This window comes from Nitrospiraceae bacterium (assembly GCA_019637075.1).
In the GTDB taxonomy this organism is placed as follows: Bacteria; Nitrospirota; Nitrospiria; order Nitrospirales; family Nitrospiraceae; genus JAHBWI01.
In genome coordinates, this window is record JAHBWI010000006.1 from 17,662 (window position 1) to 38,946 (window position 21,285).

Here is a 21,285-nt window from a genome sequence, read left to right on the forward strand (position 1 = left end):
GAGAAAGCGGACTGGGGTGGCCCAACGTCGTTGCGTACTACGACGAGGCCTCCATCGGCGGGCAGGTGCAGAATAGATTTCGGTCACCATAGGCTTCATCGATTCGCCCAACGCTCGGCCAAAACTTGTTGTTCCGCACCCACGGAGCCGGGAACGCCGCCTGGCTCCTGCTATAGGGTCTGTTCCATTCATCGGCCGTCACCGCGGCGGCCGTATGCGGAGCATTCTTCAGCAAGTTGCCCCCGCGCGGTTGCCGCCCATCGATAATATCCTGAATCTCGCCTCGAATGGTAATCAACGCGTCGCACAATCGATCGAGTTCCGCTCGGGATTCGCTTTCTGTCGGCTCGACCATCAAGGTGCCCGCTACTGGAAAGGACACCGTCGGCGCGTGGAATCCGTAGTCCATCAGCCGCTTAGCCACGTCCATCGCCTCAACACCGCTGGACTCCTTGAGGGGACGAAGATCCATGATGAACTCATGCGCGACAAACCCACGTTGCCCCGTATATAGAATCGAGTAGTGCTTCTCCAGGCGCTTCGCCATGTAATTGGCGTTCAGGATCGCCACCTGGGTCGCCTTGGTCAATCCGTCTCGCCCCATCAAGGCAATGTACACCCACGAGATCGTGAGGATGCTTGGGCTGCCGTACGGAGCAGCTGACACCGGACCAATCGATTGCGTTCCCCCCAAACCGGTGACCGGATGTCCGGGCAGATAGGGCATCAGGTGCCGCGCGACGCCAATCGGGCCCATACCGGGCCCGCCACCCCCGTGGGGGATACAGAACGTTTTATGTAAATTGAGATGGCAGACGTCCGCGCCCAAGTCCGCCGGACGACAGAGCCCCACCTGCGCATTCATATTTGCCCCGTCCATGTACACCTGACCGCCGTGGGTATGGACGATCTGACACATCCGGCGCACGTCGGCTTCGAACACACCGTGAGTTGAGGGGTAGGTAATCATCAAGGCTGCGAGCCGGTCGCGATGCAGGGTGGCTTTTGTTTCCAGATCCCCCACGTCCACATTTCCGTGGGTATCGCAGGCCACCGGAACAACCGTCATCCCGCACATCGCGGCACTGGCAGGATTCGTTCCGTGTGCGGAGACCGGAATCAAACAGATATTGCGCTGGGATTCGCCACGATGCCGGTGGTACGCGCGGATGACCATCAATCCTGCGTACTCACCCTGGGATCCTGCGTTGGGTTGGAGAGAAATGCCGGCGAAACCGGTGACTTCGGCCAGCCAGGCCTCAAGCTGTTGGAACAGCACCTGATAGCCTAGCGTCTGATCAGCCGGCGCAAACGGATGCATCCCGCCGAATTCCGGCCACGTCACGGGCAGCATTTCGGCCGTGGCATTGAGCTTCATCGTGCAGGAACCCAACGGAATCATCGAATGCACGAGCGACAGATCCCGAGCCTGCAGCCGGTTGATGTACCGTAACATCTCATGCTCGGCATGGTAACGGTTGAACACGGGGTGCGTCAGATAGCAACTGGTACGGGCCAGGTTCTTGGGATAACTCGTGTCGAGAGAACGCCCCAGGGCTTCCAGTTCGCTCTGCGACATAATGTGACCGGTAAAGAGCGCGATCAGCCGGCTCACCTCGCCAAGGTCGCTTCGCTCGTCGAGAGAAATCCCTACACTGTGGTCTTCATACCGGCGGAGATTGATCTGCTCCTGGCGCGCACGGTTGAGGATCGTGTCGGCTTGCTTCCCCGACAACGGCACACGCAGCGTGTCAAACACCGGTTCGAGCCCGACGGTGCAGCCATGGCGTCGAAGGCCCTCCGCCAGGAGAAGGGTCATTCCCCGCACACGATCGGCGATTCGTCGTAATCCGTCGGGACCGTGGTAGACCGCATACATCCCGGCCATGATAGCCAACAGCACTTGCGCCGTGCAGATATTGCTGGTGGCCTTCTCCCGGCGAATATGTTGCTCTCGGGTCTGCAAGGAAAGTCGATAGGCCGCGTGGCCGGTGGCGTCCTTTGACACACCGACGATCCGACCCGGCAACTGCCGGCGGAATTCATCCTTCGTCGCCATGAACGCTGCGTGCGGTCCGCCGAATCCGAGCGGAACACCGAACCGCTGACTGGAGCCGACCGCGACATCCACGCCGAATTCTCCCGGCGGACGCAAGAGGGCCAGCGCCAACAGATCGGTCGCCATTACCACGAGAACACCTGCCGCATGGGCTTGCTCAACAAACTCGCTATAGTCCCGGATATAGCCATCGCTCGTTGGATACTGGAGCAACGCCCCGAAACAGTCGCCGGCCGAGAGATCCAGCGAGGCTAAAGAATCTACCTGCACGACAATGCCGAGCGGTTCCGCGCGAGTTTGCACGACGGCAATCGTCTGCGGGTGGCAGTCCTCGGACAGAAAAAACTTCTTGCGATCGTGGCCTGCCGACCGCGATGCGGCCAAACACACGGCCATGGCCTCGGCGGCAGCCGTCGCCTCATCGAGCAATGACGCGTTGGACAGCGGGAGGCCGGTCAGGTCCGACACCATTGTTTGGAAATTCACCAACGCTTCCAGCCGACCTTGCGCAATCTCGGCTTGATAGGGCGTGTACTGCGTATACCAACCGGGATTTTCGAGAATATTCCGTTGAATGACCGGCGGAGTCACACAATCGTAATAGCCCATGCCGATGAGGGATCGATACACCTGGTTTCTTCGCGCGATCTCCCGAAGTTCACCCAGCACACTCTGCTCGCTTCGCTGAACCGGAAGATTCAGGTGGCCTTGTAAGCGGATATCGGCAGGAACGGTCGTATCCACGAGGGCCTGCAAGGAGGGAAGCCCGACAGACTCCAACATATCCTGGATCTCGGAATCCGTGGGACCGATATGGCGCGGAACAAACGAGTCGGTCGAGTCTAAAAAATTCGGTTCTGGCATGGCGTGGATTCCCGGTGGAGATCAGTACGGCCTCACGAGGCAGCGAGCGATAACGTACCACGCGAGACACAGTTTTCCAAGCATCCTATGCCATAGCCATGCGGCTTGTATTCCCCATTTTCGTACGGTAATACTGGCCGGAGGTAACCTCGGCGGGTCATCGGACATACAACAACGAATTATCCGACAACGTCATCCATGATCACCCACGATATATTGATTGTCGGCGCCGGACTAGCTGGGATGCGAGCAGCCGTGGCTGTCCCTCCTCATCTGGATGTCGCGTTGCTGTCGAAGGTCCACCCCGTTCGCAGCCACTCCGTCGCCGCGCAAGGCGGAATCAACGCCGCCATCGGCGAGGACGACTCCTGGGAAGCACACGCATACGACACAGCCAAGGGTGGCCTCTACCTTGGCGATCAGGACGCCATCGAAGCCATGTGCCGGGAGGCCCCTCAGGACATCCTCGAACTAGAGCGACTGGGGGTAATCTTCAGCCGAACTCCGGAGGGTCGGATCGCCCAGCGGCCGTTCGGCGGGGCGGGGTTTCCCCGGACCTGTTATGCCGCCGACCGTACCGGCCATGCCTTGCTTCACGCCATGTATGAACAACTGCTCAAACGGCAATGTCGCGTCTACGAGGAGTGGTACGTCACCGCCCTCATCATCGAACAAGGGCAATGCTGCGGCGTCGTGGCCTGGGACCTCGTGCGCGGCGGCCTTGAAATCCTGCGTGCGAAGGCGGTCATTCTGGCTACCGGTGGAAGCGGGCGCGTCTTCTCCACCAGCACGAACGCCGTGATCAATACCGGCGACGGGATGGCCCTGGCCTATCGTGCAGGCCTGCCGTTGCAGGACATGGAGTTTGTGCAATTCCATCCCACCACCTTACGGGATACCGGCATTCTCATCACCGAGGGAGCCCGAGGAGAAGGGGGCTATCTCCTGAATACCCTTGGCGAACGGTTCATGAAACGATACGCGCCCGAACAAATGGAATTGGCCACACGCTCGACTGTCTCACTCGCCATCGGACAGGAGATCCTGGAAGGCCGCGGGGTCGACGGGTGCGTCCTGCTGGACCTGCGCCATCTGGGCCGGGCACGCATCCTTGAACGGCTGCCGCAAATCCGTGAATTGGCCCTGGAGTTCGCCGGCCTCGATCCGATCGAAACACCGATTCCGATCCGTCCGGGAGCCCATTATCAGATGGGCGGCGTACGGACGAATAGCTGGGGCGAAACCACGAGCCCCGGTCTGTACGCAGCGGGAGAGTGCGCGTGCGTCAGTGTCCACGGAGCCAATCGGCTCGGCGGCAATTCTCTCCTGGAAACGATTGTGTTTGGACGCCGCGCAGGTGCCCGGGCAGCGGCCTTCGTCAATGATCGTGCGGTGCCCTCCGTGTCGAGCGACCTGCTCCACCGGGAAGAACAGCGACTGACCTCCTTGCTGGCCAACGACGGACCTGAACGCTCCTGGCAAGTACGCGACGATCTCGGCAAGACCATGAGCCTCAATTTGGGAATCTTCCGCACCAAGGAATCTATGCAGGAGGCGTTGGCCTCCCTTCATCACCTCAGAACACGCGCGACTCAGGTACGGATCGAGGATAAGGGCCGCATCTTCAATACGGATCTCATTCAAGCCCTCGAACTCCAATGTCTGGTGGACATTGCGGATACGATCGTTGTAAGCGCCCTGCAGCGCGAAGAAAGTCGCGGAGCCCATTACCGATCCGACTTCCCCAAACGCAACGACGCTGCCTGGCTCCGGCACACCCTGGCCTACCGACGCCCCGAGGGACCGGCGGTGCAGTACGCTCCCGTCACCATCACGCGGTTTCAGCCGGCCTAGGCTCCGACGCCTCCCACCAGATTTCCGGCTGTTTTCTTTGGTAATTCGTGGCGTTGCCTTGCCTTTTTCCCCATCCCTCGATTGGTTGCGCTCTTACCGATTTCAGCTATGCTTTTCACAGGTCACCCAGTCGGCCTTTTACGGTTCGAAACGTCCATCCATACCGCGGCCTGGGCAAAGAGTAAGAAGGCACCATGGCAACCGTTTCCCCAGGCGGCGCATCTACGGCGCTCTCGTTTCCTCACACATCCGGCCCGATCTACACGGTCGACTGTCCGTTCTGCCAAAGCGCCACACCGTATGAGTCGAATGGAGAGGGAAACTGCATACAGATCCCCTGCGGATCCTGCGGAAATAATTTGATTCTCCTGCCGCAGGCCGTCGACCAGGCGCCAGTCAAGCACCCAGCACCGCCCCCAACCGAGCCGGCCGAACCGGCCATGTCCCCGGATATTCCGTTCGCGCAGCGGCGCCTTGGGGTGCTGGTAGCCATTTTGGCCGGCCTCCTGAACTATCTGATGATCGCCTCTCTGGCAGGAGCGGTACTTACGCAAGCGCAAGAGACCCACGACCCCTACGACGTGGATGAAGCACTCCTCTCCCCCTTCATCCTGCGCTCCAACGGCTGGACTTCGCTGCATCTCGCGGCGGCTCGCGGCGACCTTGAAACCGCCGGCGCGTTGTTGGCCGACGGCGTGGAGATCGATGCCCTCAACCGCAGGGGACGCACCCCACTGTATGAGGCTGCCAAACGAGGCCATGTCGAGGTCGTGACCCTGCTCCTTCAACGTGGCGCCAATCCAAACGTCACGGGGATGCAAGGCTTCACCCCCCTCTTGGCAGCCGCCGACTTTGGGCACGCGGACGTCATTGCGCTTCTCGCCGCAAAGGGCGCCAACATTTCCGCAACCTGTGATTGTGGAGATTCCGCGCTCCATCGGGCCGTCCGCCACGGACACGTGCCGGCGACTGAGACGTTGCTTGATCTCGGAATCGGCGTGAACCGGAAGTCACACGGCCAGACGGCGCTGGAGTTGGCCGAGGAAAACGAGGATCAGGAGATCATCGAATTATTACGCCTTCACGGTGGTCTCGATTTCAAAGCTGCAAAGGCCCACCAGGCCAGAGGAGTCAGTCTTCAAAAGAAGGGGCTCTACGACGCCGCGCTCATGGCCTATGCGGAAGCCCTGGCGTTGGACCCGGATTATGCCGACGCCTATTTCAATCGCGGCATGGCCCTCATGGCAAAGGGCTCACATGATGAGGCAATCATCGCCTTCCGCACCGTGATGGAGATGGATCCGTTTCGCATCGACGCCTACGGGCATACGGCTTGGATTCTCGGCCAACGCAAGCAGTGGGACCAAGGCCTCGCGCTGTGGGAGCGGTATGTGGCACTCAAACCCACGGATGGCCACGGCTGGTACGAACGATCATTTTTCAAGCGGGCCAGCGGAAATACCAAGGGCTTCATGGACGACCTGCAACGAGCCTGCACCCTCGGGTTCCAAAAAGCCTGTTAGGAAGCCAGATGTCCCACCCTGTTGCCCCCCCGCACAATGAGACACCTCGAATCGACTGCCACCAATGCCAGACCCGCTATCGGGTTCGGACTCCCGCAAAGCTGAAACCGTCTGCGCGCAGCACCTGCCCCACGTGCGGGGCACGCTTCGCCGTGATGGGAATCACTGATGCGCCCCTTGCTCCTCGGTTCGGCGACCAGCCTGTCGCGGTCCTATCCGCGGTGCCCTCGGAGACATCGGAGACGGAAGCGCCGGAGCGCCCGACTCGTATGGGCCTTTCATTTCACGGCGTCGGCGGGACGCTCTTCGGAATGCAGATCGTGAACGTCTGCCTGACAATCCTGACCCTTGGGCTCTATCACTTCTGGGCCAAGGCAAAGATTCGCCGATACATGTTCAGTCAGACCGCCTTCGCCGGCGACCGATTCGCCTATCACGGGACAGGCAAGGAACTGTACATTGGCTTCCTCAAAGCCATGCTGGTCTTCGGCATTCCATACTTCGGCTTGACCGCGGCGCATGAGTTCCTTGACCTGGGCCCCTGGGGAACACGCATCATCCGCTGGCTGGCCGGCATGGTGCTGTTCATCTACGTTCCCATCGCGATCGTGAGTGCGAGACGTTATCGCTGCACGAGAACCTCCTGGCGGGGTATCCGCTTCTCCTTCCGAGGCAGGCCGGGGGATTTCCTCAAGCTCTATTGCCAAGGCTGGCTGCTGACCGCGCTCTCCCTCGGGACCTATTACCCCTACTTCCAAACCAGACGACAAGCCTTTCTGAATTCCCACACGTACTTCGGAAATCAGCGGTTTCAGTTTATTGGCCACGGATCGGGCTTGGTGGTTCCGTTTGCCGTCACTCTCTTTATCACCTATCTGGTCCTCGGTTTCTGCGCTGTAACTTTTGCCCTTGGCCTCGCCAATGCCGTCTTGGCCTTGTTGCTCATCCCCCTCATCCTGGGGCCTTTCTGGATCTGGCTGCTGGGCAAGAAGCAAAAGTATTTTTGGGACCACACCACCTTCGGCCGGGCTCGATTCCGCTCCAATATCACCTGGCAACGGCTCTTCACCCTTTATCTGGGAAATGCTGTGCTGCTCTTGGTCACCGTGGGGTTCGCCTGGCCCTGGGTAACGATCCGAAACACACGGTTCTTTGCCTCGACCCTCACCCTCGAGGGACCGGTGAATCTGGAAAACATCCTTCAGGAAACGGCCGGATCATCCGTCACAGGAGAAGGCCTGTCTAACCTCCTCGACACGGGCTTCGAAATGGACTAACCGCTGATGGCAACATCCTGGACCGCACACTACTTGGATGGACGGAGCGCAACCCGCCTCCCGGTCATTCTCCACATCACGCCGCAGGCGCTCCAAATCGTCATTCCGACAGGCGAGATCAAGACTTGGCCTTACGACCACATCCGACAGACTCAAGGGACGTATGTCGGCGAGACGGCGCGGCTCGAATGCGGCGATGATCCTCCGGAGACGGTCGTGGTGTCATCCGCCTCGTTTCTCAAACACATTCACCAGGTGGCCCCGTCGCTGGCTGGCCATTTCCACAACCCGACCCGGCGCGAAGCCCGAGTGCGTTGGACCATCGCCGCGGCCGTGACGGTCATCATCTTGATGGCCGGTCTCTACCGATGGGGCATACCAGGCGTGGCCGCTGCCGTCACACCTCTCGTCCCGGTGGCCTGGGAGGAGAGCCTCGGACAACAGGTGGTCGACCGCATCGCTCCCATAGACCAACAGTGCCTGGATCCAGAACGGCTGGAAAAACTCTCTCAGATCGTGCGGAAGCTTGGCGACACCGTCCCAGGGGCGCCCTATCGAATCCGGCTCTACGTGGTCGACGACCCCTCGATCAATGCCTTTGCAGCCCCGGGCGGCCACGTGCTGCTGTTGCGAGGACTGCTCGAACGGACCGAGAGCCCCGAACAGTTGGCCGGAGTACTGGCGCATGAACTACAACACGTCTATCACCGGCACACCACGCGTGCGATCCTCGAACAGACCGCCGGCACGCTCTTGCTGACCGCGGTATCAGGTGATTTTTCCGGCGGAATGGCCTGGGGTCTGGAAGGGGCACGGGCCGTCGGCACCCTTCACTACAGCCGCTCCCATGAGAGCGAAGCCGATGTCGAAGGGATCAAGATGATGCAGGCTGCTCGGCTTGATTCAAACGCCATGATCGCGTTCTACGGGATCATGCAGCGGGAGTCGAAGGATCATGACGGATCCTTTGCGTTCCTCGAAACCCATCCCGAAATGGCTCAGCGTATCGTCACGCTGCTGACCCTGGCGGACACCACCTCGTCACGGCCATCCACACTGTTCTCAACCGATGAGTGGAAAGACATCCGCGCGCTTTGCCGCATCAAGCAGAAGTCCTCCGTCACAACGCCGTCTTGACACCGGACGCGCTCCGCTGCCCGGGCTTTTCCTCTGCAGTGCCTCTGGTATAATCCCCTCACCTACGAGCTCTTATGCGAATTCTCGTTGTCGAGGACGAAACCAAAGTCGGGTGTTTCATCAAGCGCGCGCTTGAAGAGGAGAGCTACGCCGTCGACCTCTGCGAGAACGGTGCGCAAGGGCTGGACATGGCTCTCAGCGGGAACTATGACCTGATCGTCATCGACTTAATGTTGCCGGGGCTGCCGGGGCTGGAAGTCCTCACACGTCTGCGCAAGGAGAAGATCCATACACCCGTGTTGATTCTGACCGCCCAGTCGAAGGTCGATCAGCGGGTCAAGGGCCTCGACGCCGGCGCCGACGACTACCTCACGAAGCCCTTTGCCATCGACGAACTTCTGGCTCGCGTGCGAGCGCTCTTGCGGCGGGGGACGTCGGATGTCCCCGGCGTCTTGCAGATCGACGATCTGATCCTCAATCCCGCCACGCGCGAGGTGACTCGAGGGGGACAGCGCATCGACCTGACGGTCAAGGAATATGCATTGCTGGAGTACTTCCTCCGCCACGCCGGTCGCGTGTTGACGCGGCCGATGATCTCTGAACATGTATGGAACCAGGACTTCGACACCTTTACCAATGTGATCGACGTCTACGTGAACTATCTGCGCAACAAGATCGACCGTGGCCGGTCGCATAAGCTGATCCATACCATCAGAGGCAGTGGTTACATGCTGAAGGTCGACTGATGCCGCTGCGCCTCAGACTCACCCTCTGGTACGGAACGGCCCTCGCCCTGATCCTGCTCACATTTTCGCTGATCCTCTACACAGTTACGGCCCGTACCCTGCGCGATCAGGTGGATGAGTCCCTGGACGAAACCGCCACCGCGGCGGTGCGCTCCCTCGAGCAACGCGGATTCCTCCCCTTGCTCGACGAGGAAGAATTGCTGAGCCAATTTCCTGAACTCGCCCGGATCGATAAGTTCTTTCAGATTTTCAGCCCGACAGGCACGATTACGATCCGGAGCCCGAACATCCGGCAGCACGACGTGCCCTTAAGCCGCCATGCCCTGGAAGTTGCCTTCACCGGCCGAACCATCTTCGAGTCCGCCAAGTATCCCAACGAACCACCGTTGCGCATGGTGTCCGTCCCGATCATTTATCGAGGCTCGCTGCTCTACATCATTCAAGTCGGCACCACACTGGAAGCCGTCGAAGAAACGTTGCGCCGATTCCTCATCGTGCTGTTGATCATGGCGCCCCTGGCGGTGGCCGTCTCTCTCGTGGGAGGGTGGTTTCTGGCTGGACGCGCGCTACGGCCGATGGACGCGATTACGGTGGCGGCACAGCGAATTGCCGGCGGCGATCTGACTCAGCGCCTCACGCCGCCTCGCTCGGCGGATGAAATCGGCCGGCTTACCGACACGTTCAATAACATGATCGCCCGGCTCGAAACTTCCTTCGCGCAGATTCGGCAATTCAGCAGCGACGCCTCGCACGAGCTGCGGACGCCGCTGACGGTCATGAAGGGTGAAACCGAATTGGTCCTCCGACGCACCAGGCCGGTCGCCGAATACGTGGCGGTGCTCGAAAGTAATCTCGAAGAAATCGACCGTATGTCCCGTATCGTGGACGAACTGCTGTTTTTGTCGCGCGCGGATCTGGGACAAATCAAGATGGAGTTCGCGCCGGTCAATCTCCAATCTCTTGTCGAGGATATCCAACGACAGGCTTGCCTGCTTGGGCAAGAGCGCGGCGTCGAGGTCGTCCTGGGGGAGTCCTCGCCCGCCACCGTGATGGGCGACGAGTTGCGCCTCCGGGAACTGCTGTTGAACGTGGTCGATAATGCCGTGAAGTATTCCTATACCGGAGGAACGGTAAACATCGACATTCGGCAAGAAGGTCGACACGTCCGAATCGCGGTGACCGATCACGGAATCGGCATCCCCCCCGAATATCACAAGCAAATCTTCGACCGCTTCTTCCGCACGGATGGAGCCCGTGCCCACACGAGAAAAGGGACCGGTCTCGGCCTCTCGATCTGCGCCTGGATCGTCGAAACCCATCACGGCCGAATCGATGTCCGAAGCGAAGCGGGCAAAGGTTCCACGTTTACGATCACTCTCCCGCTCGCGCCCCCCAAATCTTAATCACTTTTAATCCCGGCTTAATCCTCGTCTCATTCCCGATTGTTAGCCTTCATGCGTGATGTGTCACAGCCGCACATCAAACGTCTATCTAGAGGAGGGAGCTATGAGACGAATGACCCAGTCAGTCGGCACGTTTCTCGCCGTGGCCGTCGTCGGCACGGCCCTCGTCGCCAGCTATGCCGGACTCACGATGTCGCATGCATCCGGATCGTCGCCGACCGTCGAACCACAACAGCCAACTGTGCAGTCGGCCTTACCGACAAACGGTTTTACCGATGTCGCCAAATCCGTCACCCCGGCCGTCGTCAATATCGTCACGACCGGAGCGGAGCGCATCTCGGACCAGGGGAACCCGCGGGACCGCATGGAGGAATTCTTCGGATCGCCCTGGGGCCCCTCCGGGCCTCGACGGCATGGTCCGCCGTCAGAGCCGCGTGAACCGAGGGGAGGCGGCCAAGGCTCCGGTGTCATCGTCACGCCTGATGGATATGTCCTCACCAACAACCATGTCATTGCGGGCGCCCGCACCTTGACCGTCACGCTGCCCGACAAACGGGAATTCAAAGGGCGCGTCATCGGCACAGACCCCAAGACCGACGTCGCCGTGATCAAGATCGACGGGAGCAATCTGCCCACCGTCCCCTGGGGCGATTCATCGAAACTGCAGGTCGGTGAGTATGTCCTGGCGGTCGGAAACCCATTCGGTCTGAATTCCACCGTCACGCTTGGCATCGTCAGCGCACTCGGACGTGGGCGCATGGGTATTACCCAATATGAGGACTTCATCCAGACGGACGCCGCCATCAATCCCGGCAATTCCGGCGGAGCGTTGGTGAACACGCGGGGCGAGCTGGTCGGCATCAACACGGCCATCTTTTCTCAATCCGGCGGGTACCAGGGAGTGGGCTTCGCCGTTCCCACCGGGATGAGCAAACCGATTTATGAGAGCCTGGTGAAAACCGGAAAAGTCGTGCGCGGCTATCTCGGTGTCGGCATCCAGGATCTGACGCCTGATTTGGCCAAATCCTTCGGCCTCGGCGACAGCAAAGGCGCGGTCGTCACGGACGTGAAGGAGGACGGCCCCGCCGACCGAGCGGGACTCAAGCAGGGGGACGTCATTACGACGTATCAGGGGACCGCCATCGAGGATGCGATCGGGTTGCAACGGGCGGTGACCCGAACCGCCGTAGGGAACAACGCGTCGGTGACGGTGATGCGTGACGGGCGCAAGAAAGACCTGACCGTCACCCTCGGGGAACTTCCTGAGCAGACCCAAGTCGCCAAGGCTGAAACCGGAGGGACCGATCACCCCCTGGCCGGACTCGCCGTCCAGGATCTCGATCGGAACACGGCACAGGAGCTGGGGCTCAAAGGTAAGACACAGGGAGTCGTGGTGATGACTGTGGAGCCGGACAGTGCCGCCGAACGGGCCGGCATCATGCCCGGGGACGTCATTCGTGAGATCAACCGGCAGCCGGTCGCGTCGACCAAAGACTATGACCGTGTTGCGGGCGGCCTCAAGAAGACCGAGCAGGTGCTCGTGCTGGTCAACCGACGGGGGGCCTCGCTCTATCTCAGTGCCAAGATCTGAGCAAGGCGAGTAGGGCTACCGCCGGGGCCTGGCCTCAGCGGTAGCCCTGCCCGAGTTTCTTGGGGGTCAACAGGGTTGGACCAGGGGAGGAGGCGCGCCCCTGAGCAGGATGCCCGATCAAATCGTACCCAGCCACGTCGGTAACGGTCACAGCCGCAAAGTCCCCCGGCGAACCGGCATCCCGATCGCAATACACGACGCCGTCGATCTCAGGTGCCAATCCCTCGTGCCGTGCTTCCAACAGGCGGTCCGAGTCCTCGGACAGACCGTCGATCAAGACCTGCAGGGTCTTGCCCACATACTGTTGATTCTTCCTCGTGCTGATCGATTCCTGCAACGCCAGCAGCTCGTTGCGCCGCTCATCCATGACATCGGAGTCCACCTTGTCGCCAAGATCGATGGCCGACGTTCCTTCCTCATCGGAATAGAGAAACACCGCCGCGCGATCGAACTCCATGTCGGCCAGGAATTCCCGCAACTCATCGAAGGCTGCGTCCGTTTCACCAGGAAACCCCACAATGAACGCCGTTCGAAAAAACACGCCGGGAATCTTCTTCCGGATTCGATCCACCAGCGCCGTGAGGTGCTTCCGGTCGCCCAGCCGATGCATGCGCTTGAGCATAGCATTGTTGATGTGTTGCAGAGGCATGTCGATGTACTTGGTGATCCGCGCCTCATCCGCATACAAGTCCAACAACTCCTCGGTGACCTGCTGCGGGTAGAGATAAAAGGGCCTGATCCAGCGCGCGCCGTCGACCTTGAGCAGAGCACGAAGGAGCGAGACGAGCCCGTGACGGAGTCCGAGGTCCACCCCGTAGTTGATCGTGTCCTGGGAGATGAGATTCAGTTCCTTGACGCCCTCGCCGACCAGCCGTTCGGCTTCGGCCACGATAGACTCAATGGGACGGCTTCGCTGCTTCCCTCGCATGATGGGAATCGCACAGAACGCGCAGTTCCGGTTACAGCCTTCCGCGATCTTCACATAGGCACTGTGCAAGGCTCCCAATCGAATTCGAGGCGTCGAGGCGTCGTAGAGATAGGGTGGTTCACCGATCCACAGCCGCTGTTGTCGCCGTGTAGGCGCGAGCAACTTCCGGCAGATCTCGGCGATTCGTCCGAATTCTCCGGTGCCGACCACCCCGTCCAGTTCGGGCAACTCCTTCAGCAGCTCGCCCTGGTAACGCTGCGCCAGGCAACCCGCAGCGATCAAGACGCGGCAAGAGCCGGTCTTTTTCAGACGCCCATGCTCGATGATGCTATTGATGGATTCTTGTTTGGCTTCTTCAATGAAGCTGCAGGTATTGATGATGACCACCTGCGCTTTTCTGGCGTCGCCGGTCAGCTCGAATCCGCCGGATACAAGAGTCCCCAGCATGACTTCGGAGTCGACCTGGTTCTTCGAACAACCGAGGTTGACGAATCCGATGGTCGGTTTGGCGGTGGGCCGGCCTGGCTTGATGAGAGGGGACGCCATACGACCAGCAGTCTACGAGACGCCGGAAAAGCCTGTCAAACCTCCGCTCTTGCTATTCCCCGTCGGCCTGTCCTAGATTCAATCGCATGATCCGCACGTTTCAAGGCATCAAGCCCACGATCCCTGAGTCCTGCTTCATCGAAGACACCGCCGTGGTCATCGGCGACGTCATCATGGGCGAAGACTGCAGCGCCTGGTTTCATGCCGTGATCCGAGGTGACGTCAATTACATCCGCATCGGGCACCGGACGAACGTCCAGGACCTATGCATGCTTCATGTGACTCACGATACTCATCCCCTCATCATCGGAGACGACGTGACCATCGGGCACCATGTCGTCCTGCACGGCTGTACGGTGAAGGACCGCGTGTTGGTCGGGATGGGCGCCATTATTATGGACGGCGCCGTGATCGGCGAGGATTCGGTCATCGGCGCGGGCGCCCTCGTGACCGAAAATACGATCGTGCCTCCGAAGAGTCTGGTGTTAGGATCTCCTGCGAAGGTCAAGCGCCCGGTCAGCGAAGAGGAGCTGGCCTGGATCAGAGAATCGGCGCAGAACTACGTTCGGTACGCCCGCCAATATATGTCCGGACCTGAAAAAAGCCGCCCGGGTTTCTGGGTGTAGCCTGCCGGTTTCCGAGTCGGACGATCAACGTCGGGACTTCAGCCGTCCGCTCTTGGTTCCAAGACCAACAAAACAGATGGGATCGCCCACCGTTGGCGACGGATACGTTCGTTCCTCAATGTGATAGGGAATCCCATGTCGATGACACCACTCGGCGATCCAGACGGCCTCCTCGACCGTCGTCGTGACCAGCCCGGGAAGTTTCAAGCGGCTGAGACAGCGGTCGACGAGGCGTGCCACCGCCCGTTGCTCGGGGAGGAATCTCCGCGCGTTGAATGTCACCGGGTTGGCTCGGCCATAGGACAGCGCCGACAGCTCAGGAAATCGTTCGGGGTCGTTCGCCACGCTCACCAACCACAGGTGGTCATAGCCCGCCCGAACAGAGCCGCCGTCTCGAGCCTCGAAGCGGCAGGACACATCTCGGCAGGCCCGATTCAGCACCGCCACTTCATTCTTTCGTAGATTGCACGCGGTTACGGTTCGACCCAACTCCAGCTGCTCGAGGACGACCAGCGGAATCTCGGCCACACCAGCTCCCACATAGAGACTTGCCCCGTTCCTTCCGAGTCGAGTGAGCAGAGCTCGACCGAGTCGCATCCCCAGCCGGCGACAGAGTTCCCGTTTGACCGACCAAAACTCGTCGCCTCCTTCGTCACAGTAGATGGGGCCCAAGGCCTTGTAGTCGAGGCGCTCAAAGACTTCGCTGACCGCCCGTCTCGATGCTGGCTGTATCGTCCAGGTGCTAGGTGTCATGTCGCTCCACTGCTGCCCACCGTCTCGCCGTATCGGTCACCAATCGCGTGACCAGGGCAACAAACTCCAGATTCAATGTGTCAATCGTATCGGTCGACTTATGGTAATGAGGATTTCGAAAATTGGCCGTATCCGTCAGCATGATCGCCGGATATCCCTCGTCCCAGAATGCCGCATGGTCGCTACGCCTTGTATCAGGTAACTGCTCGCCCCGACCCGGCACGACCAATGGAATCAGGGGAAGCTCGCTTACCGTTTGCCGACCGGCTTCGGTCAACAGGCCGACGAGCGGAAGGGCAGTCTGGTTACCGATGACGGCCAGAAAGTTTCCGACGGTGGGAACGGCGATGGGAACGTGGGGAGGGGCCATCTGCGTCCCTGCTTCCGATCGCGCATACCCGACGCATTCGAGAATAATGGCGCCGGCCAGCTGTTCATGGGCGCGCTTCAGAGCGGCCGCGTAAGCCCGGCTGCCGATCAGATCCTCTTCCTCAAGGCAGAACGCGATCCACCGAATGGGGCGCCCCATGGGCTCGCGGCTCAGGACGCTCGCGCTTTCCAGCAGCACAGCCAGCGCACTCGCGTTGTCGTCGGCCCCTGGCGAACCCGGCACGGTGTCATAATGGGCTCCGACCAACAGGGGCGGACCCGAAGGGCGAACCGCGGCCGGAAGCTCCGCCACGATATTGCGATAGACGCCTCCCATACCTTCAAAGGCATGGCGCTCGACTTCATATCCCATTCGCTGGAACTGGTCGCTGAGATACTCTTCGGCGGCGAGCAGGGAAGCAGCAGCCGTGTGGGGGTGCCGTTCTCCGACGAGGGCGCGCAGGTGGGCAAGCAGACGGTTCGTCACGACCTACGAGACGATCTCGGTGCCGATGCCCTTGTGGGTAAAAATCTCCAGCAAGATGGCATGCGGCACTCGCCCGTCGATGATATGCGCCTTCCCGACTCCGCCCGCGAGTGCGTCCAAGCAGGCATGGACCTTCGGCAACATCCCCTCGCTGATCGTGCCCCGTTTGACCATCCGCTGCACGTCTTTCCTGGAGACCGTCGAGAGGTGACGGCCGTTGGCATCCCGGATTCCCTTCACGTCGGTCAACATCACCAACTTTTCCGCTTTCAAGGCGGCGGCAATCGCGCCGGCCACGAGGTCGGCATTGATGTTATACGTGTTGCCCTCCCGATCGGTGCCGATCGGGGCGATGATCGGAATGTAATGGTCTTCCTGTAGCTTGAGCAGCAGCGTGGGATCAACGGATTTCACGTCACCCACCAACCCGAAGTCTCCCGCTTCGTCATCCAGGTCTTTTTCCAGACTCTCCGCCCAAGCCTTCACCGTCAACGGCTTCGTGAGCATCAGCCCGCCGTCCTTACCGCTGAGCCCCACCGCTTTGCCGCCGTGGCGGTTCAGCAGATCAACGATTTCCATGTTGATGCGACCGGCCAGCACCATCTCGACGATCTCCATGGTCACGGGATCGGTAATCCGCACGCCATGTTTGAATTTGGCTTCGATCCCGAGCCGATCGAGCATCTTGTCGATCTGAGGACCGCCGCCGTGCACGATCACCGGGTTCAGGCCGACGTACTTCAACAGCACCACGTCCTGCGCGAACCGCTCCTTGAGGGACGAGTCCGTCATGGCGTGGCCGCCGTACTTGATGACGACGGTCTTGCGCTGAAACGTCCGGATGTAGGGCAGCGCCTCGATCAGGACATTGGCTTTCTTGATAAGTTTGTTCATGCGTCGCTCCTTCCGGCCGGCGATCAGAGAATATACCGGCTGAGGTCCTGATCCTTCACGATATCCTGCAACCGTTGCGTCACGTACCGCGCATCGATCATGATCGATTTCTCGGGGCTGTCGGATCCGTCGAAGGAGACCTGCTCCAACAATCGCTCCATGATCGTGAAGAGGCGGCGCGCGCCGATATTTTCCGTCCGTTCGTTCACCTGGACGGCGGTCGCGGCGATCTGATCCAGCCCGTCCTTCGCAAACTCCACCGTGAGCCCTTCGGTCGCCATCAAAGCCCTATACTGCTGCACCAGCGCCCCGCGAGGCTCCGTCAGAATGCGCACGAAATCTTCCTGCGTGAGCGCGGCCAATTCGACGCGGATGGGAAACCGCCCCTGCAACTCTGGAATCAGGTCGGAAGGTTTGGCCACATGAAACGCGCCGGCGGCGATGAACAGGATGTGATCGGTTTGAACCGGGCCATGCTTTGTGTTGACCGTGGAACCTTCCACGATGGGAAGGAGGTCGCGCTGCACCCCTTCTCGCGACACGTCCGGACCGGCGGTTCGTTCGCGGCCGGCGATCTTGTCGATTTCATCCAGAAATACGATGCCGGTTTGCTCCACTTTTCGAATCGCCTCGCGCACGACCTCATCCATGTCGATCAACTTCTGCGCCTCTTCCTGCGTGAGCAGCTTGAGCGCGTCCGGCACTTTCATGGATCGTTTCTTGCGTTTCCCCTGGAACATTCCGCCCAGCATGTCGCGGAGGTTGCTTTCCAAGTCCTCCAGACCGCCGACGTTCGAGACGACGCCCACCGGCAGCGACCGTTCCTTGACCTCGACCTCGACGGATCGCTGGTCGAGTTTACCTTCCCGCAACAGCAGCCGTAATTTGGAACGTGTGGCATCGGTGGACTCCGCCTGGTCGGGCGTGTCCGGCTTCGCTTCGCCCTGATCGACGAATCCCGGCGTCGTCTTCGGGGCGGGGCCCGGCAGTAACAGATCCAACAACCGTTCCTCCCCCATCCGCTCCGCCCGCTGCTGCACGTCGACGAGCCGCTGGGACTTGACCAGATTGATCGACAGCTCCGTCAGGTCACGAATGATGGACTCGACGTCACGCCCCACATAGCCGACCTCGGTAAACTTCGAGGCCTCGATCTTGATGAACGGGGCTTCCGCCATCTTGGCCAATCGCCGCGCGATCTCCGTCTTCCCCACGCCGGTGGGGCCGATCATGATGATATTTTTCGGCATGACCTCGTCGCGCAATTCCGGCGTCAATTGCTGACGGCGCCATCGGTTCCGCAACGCAATCGCCACCATGCGCTTCGCCTCCCGCTGACCGATGACATACCGATCCAGCTCGGCGACGATCTGCCGGGGCGTCAAATTGTTTACGTTCACAGGCAACGAGGGTGTTTCAGCACTCATGGGTCGGCATCCTAACGCGACAACTCCTCAATCACAATCTGTTGATTCGTGTAGATGTCGATCGCTCCGGCAATCAACATTGCCTCCTGCACCACCTGCCGCGCCGGCAATGACGAATGGCCCAGGAGCGCCCGGGCGGCCGCCAAGGCATACGGGCCGCCTGAGCCGATGGCCAGGATCCCATCCTCCGGCTCTACCACGTCGCCGGTGCCGGAAATGATGAAGGAATGCTCCAAATCGGCGACGGCCAGCAACGCCTCCAAGCGGCGCAAGACGCGATCCGTCCGCCAATCCTTGGCCAACTCCACCGCCGCTCTGGTCAAGTTGCCGCGGTACTCGGCCAACTTGGCCTCGAATTTCTCGAAAAGCGTGAAGGCATCGGCGGTCGCGCCGGCAAAACCGGCCAACACGCGATCTCCGTGCATCCGCCGCATCTTCTTGGCATTGTGCTTCATGACCGTCGTTCCGACGGTCACCTGGCCGTCACATCCCATCGCCAACTGATGGTCTCTTCTGACTGCCAGGATGGTGGTCGAACGGATGATCATGCGAGATGGTTCTCCTTCACGGCTTCTTGTTGCCTGCGGATTTCCCGGCCCGTGGGTGCGCCCGATCGTAGACAGCCAACAGCTGGTCGGTAGCCAAATGGGTATATTTCTGAGTCGTACTGAGCGACGCATGCCCCAACATCTCCTGAATGGCACGAAGATCGGCCCCTTCGTCGAGCAGATGGGTCGCAAAGGAATGCCGCAACGTATGCGGGCTGACGGCACCGCCCGCAAGCTGCTGCGAGTATCGCCCGACGATACGTGCGATACTTCTCGCCGTCAGCCGCCCCCCGCGCTGGTTTTGGAAAACCGGACGCTGCCCCTGCATGGGCCCTGAGGCTCGGCCGACCCCGGCCGAAGCCTGCGCATGGTACTCCGTGATCGCCGCTAGGGCAACGGATCCGATCGGCGCAATACGCTCTTTGTTTCCTTTACCGCGAAGACGAACGATGCCCTGGGTCCGGTCCAGATCCGCGACATTCATCCCCGCCAACTCACTCACGCGGGCGCCGGTGGAGTAGAGCGTCTCCAATACGGCTCGGTCACGCAGAAACTGCCCGGTGCCAGGCGAGGGGAATTCCATCAGAGCGGCGGCATCATCCTTCGTCAACACGCGGGGCAAGTGCTTGGGGAGCTTCGGTGCCCTCACGTCTTCCGCCGGATTATCCTTCGCCTCGCCGTTTCGGATCAGATAGCGATAGAAACTTCGGAGACAGGCGAGCTTTCTCGCCAAGGATGCCTTCTTCTCTCCTTGCCGGTCCAACGAAGCCAGAAACCCGCGCACCTGTTCGGGAACAATGGCCGCGGGGGAGACGGGTTTACGCCCCGCCTTCACGAACAGGTGGAACTGGTGGAGATCGGAACCGTAGGCACGGATGGTTTGCAGAGACGCACCCTGTTGCACTTCGAGGTAGCCTAAGAAAGCCCGGATTGCGCGATCCATGCGTCGAAATCCTTGAGAGCCCGTTGCTGAATCAGTCGGCGCTTTTGTTCCTTATCACGCACCCTGTTTGGCAAAGGCGGAAACAATCCGAAGTTCGTATTCATCGGTTGAAAGTGCTTCGGGTCGCTTCCGGCAATGTGTCCGACAAGGCAACCATGCGCGCTGTTCGGCGGTGGGGTCACAAGAGGCAGCTCCTTGAGTCCCCTCGCGGCATTGATCCCGGCCAGCCCCCCCATGGCGGCCGATTCCGTGTACCCCTCGACCCCGACCAACTGCCCGGCAAAGAAAAGGCTGGTTCGCATTTTCGACTGCAGGGTATTGCGCAAGACCTGGGGGGAATTGATGAACGTGTTTCGGTGCAGACTGCCGAACCGCAAGAACTCCGCCTGCTCGAGTCCAGGAATCATCCGAAAGACACGCTTCTGCTCCGGATAGGTCAGTTTGGTTTGGAAGCCGACCAGGTTATAACAAGTGCCGTGCACGTTTTCTGTCCGCAACTGGACGACGGCGTAGGGCTGGGTTCCTGTGCGAGGGTCTTGCAAGCCAACCGGCTTCAGCGGGCCGAATTGCATAGTCTGACGTCCGCGCTCCGCCATCACTTCGATCGGGATGCAGCTCTCGAAATAGGGCACCTTTTCAAAATCTTTCGGCTGCACCTTCTCGGCCGCCATCATCGCATCGTAGAACGCATCGTACGCCGCCTGGTCCATCGGGCAGTTCAAATAGTCATCGCCGCCCTTGCCGTATCGCGACGCCCGAAATGCGACGGTCATATCGATCGAGTCGGCGTCCACGATCGGCGAGATGGCATCGAAGAAATACAGATGCTTTTCGTGGGTCAGGTCGGCAATGGCCTTGGACAACTTGTCAGAGGTCAGAGGTCCGGTCGCGATGATGACCACCGCATCGTGAGGAATGTCCGTGACCTCCTCACGAAGGATCCGCACATTTGGGTGGCCTTCCAACGCCTGAGTGATGGCCCTGGCAAATCGCTCACGATCCACGGCCAACGCAGAACCGGCAGGAACCCGAGCCTCCTCCGCGGAACGGATGATCAGGGAATTCAGCCGGCGCATTTCGTCTTTCAGGATTCCAGGCGCGCTGAACGAATCCGTCGACCCTAAGGAATTGGAACAGACCAACTCGGCCAAATCGCCGGTCTTATGGGCCTTGGTGGCTTCCTTCGGTCGCATCTCATAGAGCGTGACCTTGGCCCCTCGGTTGGCAGCCTGCCAGGCTGCCTCGGACCCGGCCAAGCCGCCCCCAATGATTACAATATCTTCGCGCATGAACTGATGACCTCAGGCAGG

17 protein-coding genes are annotated in these 21,285 nt (G+C 60.3%); 8 read left to right on the forward strand and 9 right to left on the reverse strand.

The window, feature by feature from the left end:
• Window positions 1–37 precede the first annotated feature (37 nt).
• Window positions 38–2,923 (reverse strand): aminomethyl-transferring glycine dehydrogenase, encoded by a 2,886-nt coding sequence (gene gcvP / locus KF814_15495; protein MBX3237554.1) that lies wholly within the window; start codon window positions 2,921–2,923, stop codon window positions 38–40.
• A 198-nt stretch (window positions 2,924–3,121) separates the two neighbouring features.
• Here gcvP and KF814_15500 point away from each other — a divergent pair, with 198 nt between their 5' ends.
• From KF814_15500 to KF814_15530, 7 genes are all read left to right on the forward strand, one after another.
• Window positions 3,122–4,777, forward strand: coding sequence for an FAD-binding protein (locus tag KF814_15500; protein MBX3237555.1), 1,656 nt, complete (start codon window positions 3,122–3,124; stop codon window positions 4,775–4,777).
• 194 nt (window positions 4,778–4,971) lie between these two features.
• Window positions 4,972–6,300, forward strand: coding sequence for an ankyrin repeat domain-containing protein (locus KF814_15505; GenBank protein ID MBX3237556.1), 1,329 nt, complete (start codon window positions 4,972–4,974; stop codon window positions 6,298–6,300).
• A gap of 8 nt (window positions 6,301–6,308) precedes the next feature.
• Window positions 6,309–7,577, forward strand: a complete 1,269-nt coding sequence (locus KF814_15510; GenBank protein ID MBX3237557.1) for a DUF898 family protein — start codon at window positions 6,309–6,311, stop codon at window positions 7,575–7,577.
• Between the two features lie 6 nt (window positions 7,578–7,583).
• Window positions 7,584–8,714: a M48 family metallopeptidase gene (locus KF814_15515; GenBank protein ID MBX3237558.1), complete on the forward strand. Its 1,131-nt coding sequence runs from the start codon at window positions 7,584–7,586 to the stop codon at window positions 8,712–8,714.
• 74 nt (window positions 8,715–8,788) lie between these two features.
• Window positions 8,789–9,460, forward strand: a complete 672-nt coding sequence (locus KF814_15520) for a response regulator transcription factor (protein ID MBX3237559.1) — start codon at window positions 8,789–8,791, stop codon at window positions 9,458–9,460.
• Window positions 9,460–10,863 carry a heavy metal sensor histidine kinase gene (locus tag KF814_15525; GenBank protein ID MBX3237560.1) on the forward strand — a complete coding sequence of 468 codons (1,404 nt, stop codon included), beginning with the start codon at window positions 9,460–9,462 and terminating at the stop codon, window positions 10,861–10,863. The genes KF814_15520 and KF814_15525 overlap by 1 nt, the downstream gene beginning before the upstream one ends.
• A 103-nt stretch (window positions 10,864–10,966) precedes the next feature.
• Complete coding sequence (locus tag KF814_15530) at window positions 10,967–12,454, forward strand: DegQ family serine endoprotease (GenBank protein ID MBX3237561.1); 1,488 nt, start codon at window positions 10,967–10,969, stop codon at window positions 12,452–12,454.
• Between the two features lie 34 nt (window positions 12,455–12,488).
• On the opposite strand, the gene rimO is transcribed toward KF814_15530, so the two are convergent.
• Window positions 12,489–13,928, reverse strand: coding sequence for a 30S ribosomal protein S12 methylthiotransferase RimO (gene rimO / locus KF814_15535; GenBank protein ID MBX3237562.1), 1,440 nt, complete (start codon window positions 13,926–13,928; stop codon window positions 12,489–12,491).
• An 86-nt stretch (window positions 13,929–14,014) separates the two neighbouring features.
• On the opposite strand from rimO, the gene KF814_15540 reads away from it, so the two are divergent.
• Window positions 14,015–14,554, forward strand: coding sequence for a gamma carbonic anhydrase family protein (locus KF814_15540; GenBank protein MBX3237563.1), 540 nt, complete (start codon window positions 14,015–14,017; stop codon window positions 14,552–14,554).
• 24 nt (window positions 14,555–14,578) lie between these two features.
• Here the strand turns inward: KF814_15540 and KF814_15545 are convergent, their stop codons facing one another.
• Genes KF814_15545 through trmFO form a run of 7 tightly spaced genes read right to left on the reverse strand, consistent with a single transcriptional unit; the run spans window position 14,579 to window position 21,264 of the window.
• The gene (locus KF814_15545) at window positions 14,579–15,307 is read right to left on the reverse strand and encodes a hypothetical protein (protein MBX3237564.1); all 729 of its coding nucleotides are present in this window, start codon (window positions 15,305–15,307) and stop codon (window positions 14,579–14,581) included.
• The gene (locus KF814_15550; GenBank protein ID MBX3237565.1) at window positions 15,297–16,163 is read right to left on the reverse strand and encodes a M28 family peptidase; all 867 of its coding nucleotides are present in this window, start codon (window positions 16,161–16,163) and stop codon (window positions 15,297–15,299) included. Before KF814_15550 ends, KF814_15545 begins: the two co-directional genes overlap by 11 nt.
• A 3-nt stretch (window positions 16,164–16,166) precedes the next feature.
• Complete coding sequence (gene argB / locus KF814_15555) at window positions 16,167–17,057, reverse strand: acetylglutamate kinase (protein ID MBX3237566.1); 891 nt, start codon at window positions 17,055–17,057, stop codon at window positions 16,167–16,169.
• Between the two features lie 23 nt (window positions 17,058–17,080).
• Complete coding sequence (gene hslU, locus KF814_15560; protein MBX3237567.1) at window positions 17,081–18,484, reverse strand: ATP-dependent protease ATPase subunit HslU; 1,404 nt, start codon at window positions 18,482–18,484, stop codon at window positions 17,081–17,083.
• Between the two features lie 11 nt (window positions 18,485–18,495).
• Window positions 18,496–19,032, reverse strand: a complete 537-nt coding sequence (gene hslV / locus KF814_15565; protein ID MBX3237568.1) for an ATP-dependent protease subunit HslV — start codon at window positions 19,030–19,032, stop codon at window positions 18,496–18,498.
• 16 nt (window positions 19,033–19,048) lie between these two features.
• Window positions 19,049–19,975, reverse strand: a complete 927-nt coding sequence (locus KF814_15570; GenBank protein ID MBX3237569.1) for a tyrosine recombinase XerC — start codon at window positions 19,973–19,975, stop codon at window positions 19,049–19,051.
• Window positions 19,948–21,264: a methylenetetrahydrofolate--tRNA-(uracil(54)-C(5))-methyltransferase (FADH(2)-oxidizing) TrmFO gene (gene trmFO / locus KF814_15575; GenBank protein MBX3237570.1), complete on the reverse strand. Its 1,317-nt coding sequence runs from the start codon at window positions 21,262–21,264 to the stop codon at window positions 19,948–19,950. Before trmFO ends, KF814_15570 begins: the two co-directional genes overlap by 28 nt.
• Between the last annotated feature and the right edge of the window lie 21 nt (window positions 21,265–21,285).